Genomic DNA, 2,477 nt, shown 5'->3' on the forward strand with positions numbered 1-2,477 from the left:
TTTTTTATCTGATCATCGACAATTCAAAATCTCAGGATAATGTGTATTTCCTTACAGAAGTCAGCGAGAAAGATCTGATGAACTTCACACTTTCTGATTCCGTGACACTTCCGGAAGTAGATACTGTTTATGCAGAACCAGAGAAACAGGCTGAAGAAGAAAAGCCGGAAACAACTGAGACAGCTGAGAAAGATAAGGTAGAGGATGAAATCCAGATGCCAGAAGATAAAAGTCCATTTGGAACGTATCTTCTGATTGCACTGGTTGCAGTAGGAGCTGCGGCAGGAGGATATTACTTCAAAGTCTATAAACCAAAGCATGAATATGATGACGAGGATGAGATGGAAGAGGATGAAGATGAATCCGAAGATTCAGAATCTGAAAAGCGGGAAGTAGACGATGCAGATGAGCAGGAAGAAAGTATAGAACCAGAAATCCTGAGAGACGAGGATTTTGATGATGCTGTGCTGGAAGATGAAGAAGAGGAGCAGGAGTAAATGAAGTTAGTGATTGCAGAAAAGCCATCGGTTGCGATGGCACTGGCTTCCGTGATTGGAGCCAGAACAAGAAAAGATGGCTACGTGGAAGGAAACGGTTATCTCGTTTCCTGGTGCGTAGGACATCTGGTTGGATTATGTGATGCATCAGAATACGATGAAAAATATAAAAAATGGAGATATGAAGATCTGCCGATTGTGCCGGAATGTTGGAAACACAGGGTATTGGAAGGCACGAAAAAGCAGTTTGGAATCTTGAAAAAACTGATGCGAGATTCCAAAGTAGATGAAGTAATCTGTGCTACAGATGCCGGGCGGGAAGGAGAACTAATCTTCCGTCTGGTGTATGAGCAGGCAGGATGCAAAAAGCCGATGAAGCGGCTCTGGATCTCTTCCATGGAGGAACAGGCAATTAAAGATGGATTTGCGTCATTAAAAGACGGTTCGTGTTATGACAGTCTCTATCAGTCAGCACTTTGCAGGGCAAAGGCAGACTGGCTGGTGGGAATCAATGCGAGCCGTCTTTTTTCCGTTCTGTATAACCAGAATCTGAAAGTTGGAAGAGTACAGACACCAACACTTGCCATGATCGTGGATCGAAATCAGAAGATCAAGGAATTTACCAAAGAAAAATATTATATGGCTCATATCAAGTTTGACGAGATGGATGCGGTCACAGAGCATTTTCAGAAAAAAGAAGATGCAGATAGAGTGGCTGCGGACTGTATGGAGCGTATGTGCGAAGTGGAAAAGGATGATGTGAAAGAAAAAACGGTCCGTCCTCCGAAGCTCTATGATTTGACCACTCTGCAGAGGGAAGCAAACAGAATGTTTGGTTATACCGCACAGCAGACATTGGATGCCGTGCAGGAGATGTATGAGCAGAAGCTGGTCACTTATCCGAGAACAGACAGCCAGTATCTGACAGATGAGATGGGAGAAAGCACTGAAACACTGATTCAGATGTTACTTGGGAAAATGCCTTATGCTGAAGGTCTGGAATATCACCCAGACGTGAGTAAGGTATTAAATTCAAAGAAAGTATCCGATCACCATGCGATTATCCCAACCATGGAAGTAGCCAAAGCAGATATTGGTGAACTGAAAGAACGAAACCGCAAGATTTTGTATCTGATCAGTGCCAGGGTTCTGACAGCAACTGCAGATCCTTATATTTATGAAAGCCATAAATGCCAGATCACCTGCAATTATCATACGTTTTATCTCACAGCAAAGAAAACAAAGCAGGAAGGATTCAAGGCGATCGAAAATAAATTGAAACAGTTCTTTGGCGTAAAGATTGAGAAAGAAGAGCCGGAGCTGGATATCTGGGCAGGCAAGCATTACGGTCCCTGTGATTCTTTGGTATCGGAGCATTTCACACAGCCACCGAAACAGTACACAGAAGATACCCTGCTTTCTGCGATGGAACGTGCAGGGAATGAAGAACTGACCGAAGATACAGAAAAGAAAGGACTTGGTACTCCGGCAACAAGGGCAGCAATCATTGAAAAACTGATTCAGTCTGGTTTTGTGAAAAGGGAAAAGAAAAATCTGGTGCCGACAGATGATGGTAATGTATTGATTACAGTTCTGCCAGATGAGATTAAATCTCCGAAGATGACCGCAGAGTGGGAAATGGCATTGAATCACATTGCCCAGAATACAGAGACAGCAGATGAATTCCTAAATGGGATTACAGAACTGATGCAGGAACTGGTTGCCAGGTATCAGGGAATTTCAGAAGAAAAGAAAAATCAGTTTCAGGGAAAGGCAAAAGGAGAAGTCATTGGCAAATGTCCCCGATGTGGAGCAGATGTCCAGGAAGGGAAAGTAAACTTTTACTGTTCTGACCGGAACTGTACTTTTACCTTATGGAAGAATGATAAATTCCTTGCGAGTCAGGGAAAAAAGATGGATAAGACGGCAGCAAAGAAGTTCCTGTCTAAAGGAAAAATCCATTATAAGGATCTGGTATCA

The 2,477-nt window shown here is 43.0% G+C and carries 2 protein-coding genes; both read left to right on the forward strand.

Annotation, left to right across the window (positions count from 1 at the left end):
- Positions 1-497: CD1107 family mobile element protein (locus G5B06_RS18460; protein WP_173772711.1), on the forward strand; the 497-nt coding region annotated here is incomplete at its 5' end.
- Positions 498-2,477, forward strand: a 1,980-nt coding sequence (locus tag G5B06_RS18465) for a DNA topoisomerase 3 (RefSeq protein ID WP_173772712.1), incomplete at its 3' end; no start/stop codon positions are given.

Origin of the sequence: Blautia luti, assembly GCF_013304735.1 — a bacterium.
Lineage (GTDB): Bacteria > Bacillota > Clostridia > Lachnospirales > Lachnospiraceae > Blautia_A.